The 1,255-nt window shown below is 71.0% G+C and carries 1 protein-coding gene; it reads right to left on the minus strand.

Features of this window, described 5'->3' with window-relative positions:
- The coding region (locus VT52_RS34545; protein WP_240510023.1) for a condensation domain-containing protein at nucleotides 1-1,255 on the minus strand (1,255 nt) is incomplete at both ends.

A 1,255-nucleotide genomic window follows, 5' to 3' on the forward strand; every position in this document is an offset into this window, starting at 1 on the left:
ACCCGGCAACAACACCTCCAGCTGCGAGAGCCGGCCGGCCGGGTCCGCGGCGATGTGCCGCAGGACCTGGGTGATGCGCTCGGCGAGCCTGCCGGCGGTCTCGTGGTCGAAGAGGTCGCGTGCGTAGACCAGCCCGCCGTTGAGGGGCTGCCCGCCGCCGGCGGGTTGGTTCTCCTCGAAGTGGACGGTGAGGTCGAACTTGGCCGTGTCTATCTCAAGCGGTTCCGGTGCGCTCTCGATGCCGGGGAGGCCGAGCCGGCCCTGGGTGTTGTTCTGCAGGACGAGCATCACCTGGAACAGCGGCTGACGAGCCGCGGACCGCTCGACGCCCAGCGCGTCGACCAGCCGGTCGAACGGAACGTCCGCGTGCGCGTGCGCACCCAGATGGACCTCCCGCACCCGCTCCAGGAGCTCCGTGAACACCGGGTCCCCCGACACGTCCGTCCGCAGCACCACAGTGTTCACGAAGAACCCGACCAGATCGTCCAGACCCTCGTCCGAACGCCCCGCCACCGCGGCACCGACCGGCAGATCCTCACCCGCACCCACCCGCGACAACACCACCAGCAACGCCGCGTGCAACACCATGAACAACGACACCCCGCGCTCACGCGCCAGACGCGCCAGCCCCTCCCCCACCACGGCATCCACCGCGAACGGCACACTGCCACCCCGGCCCGACGCCACCGCCGGCCGCGCCCGGTCCACCGGCAGCACCAACTCCGCCGGAGACCCCTCCAACACCCCACGCCAGTAAGCCAACTGCCCGCTCATCACACTGGCCGGATCCTCCTCCGACCCCAGCACCTCACGCTGCCACACCGCGTAATCCGCGTACTGCACCGGCAACGCGTCCCACCCCGGGACACCACCCGCACACCGCGCCGCGTAAGCCCGCGACAGATCCCCCAGCAACGGCGCCATCGACCAGCCGTCCGCCGCGATGTGATGCACCACCAGCAACAGGACGTGCGACTCGGCGCCGGTGTGGAACAGACGCGCCCGCAGCGGGACCTGGACCGACAGGTCGAAGGATGCGGAGGCGGCCGCGGCCAGTTCGGCGGGCAGGCCGGCTTCGGTGACGGTGTGGACGGTGAGGTCCGCGGTCGCGTCGGCGTCGACGTACTGGGAGGGCCTGCCGTCGTCCGTGGTGATCAGGGTGCGCAGGACGTCGTGGCGGTCCATGACGTCCTTGAGCGCTGCCGCCAGGGCCGTCTCGTCGACGGTTCCCGTGAGGCGGACGGCGTAGGGCATG

Origin of the sequence: Streptomyces malaysiense, assembly GCF_000980885.2 — a bacterium.
GTDB lineage: Bacteria > Actinomycetota > Actinomycetes > Streptomycetales > Streptomycetaceae > Streptomyces > Streptomyces malaysiense.